We start from the raw sequence: 650 nt of genomic DNA on the forward strand, positions 1-650 counted from the left end.
TCGCCTCTGACTGCCAAGGCATCCACCGTGTACGCTTAGTCACTTAACCATACAACCCGAAGGAGTTTCGAGTTGATGTTCAAATCACCAAAGTTGTCTCTCATTATTTGAATGAGCGAGAGACATTCGATTTTGCCGGACTCAAATTCCAAGAACACTTGAATGTGTTTTTTGGTGTTTATCTTTCGATAAACATTGAGAACTTTACAAACAACAATAAATTGTTGTTTTGTCAGCTTTCCAAATTGTTAAAGAGCTAGATTTTCTGATGAAAACCATTTTTAAAGATTCTTTTTCAAGAACACTTAAAGATGGTGGAGCTATGCGGGATCGAACCGCAGACCTCCTGCGTGCAAGGCAGGCGCTCTCCCAGCTGAGCTATAGCCCCATCAAGGTGTCGATACTGTCGCCAATTCCTTGGGAAAGAAATTGGTGGGTCTGAGTGGACTCGAACCACCGACCTCTCGCTTATCAGGCGAACGCTCTAACCACCTGAGCTACAGACCCAGTATCGTCTCTTTACTTTATAAACCGTATCAATCTGTGTGAACACTCATCGCAATAATCATCGTTTAAGGAGGTGATCCAGCGCCAGGTTCCCCTAGCGCTACCTTGTTACGACTTCACCCCAGTCATGAACCACAAAGTGG

Annotated in this window: 2 tRNA genes and 1 rRNA gene; all 3 read right to left on the bottom strand. The window is 44.5% G+C overall.

Annotation, left to right across the window (positions count from 1 at the left end):
- Positions 1-312: 312 nt before the first annotated feature.
- Positions 313-388, bottom strand: a tRNA-Ala gene (locus R7Q09_RS26235).
- Between the two features lie 42 nt (positions 389-430).
- Positions 431-507 (bottom strand) — tRNA-Ile (locus R7Q09_RS26240).
- Positions 508-573: 66 nt separating this feature from the next.
- Positions 574-650, bottom strand: a 16S ribosomal RNA gene (locus tag R7Q09_RS26245); the annotation flags it as partial.

The sequence above is a fragment of the Vibrio sp. 2130-1 genome, from assembly GCF_033339515.1.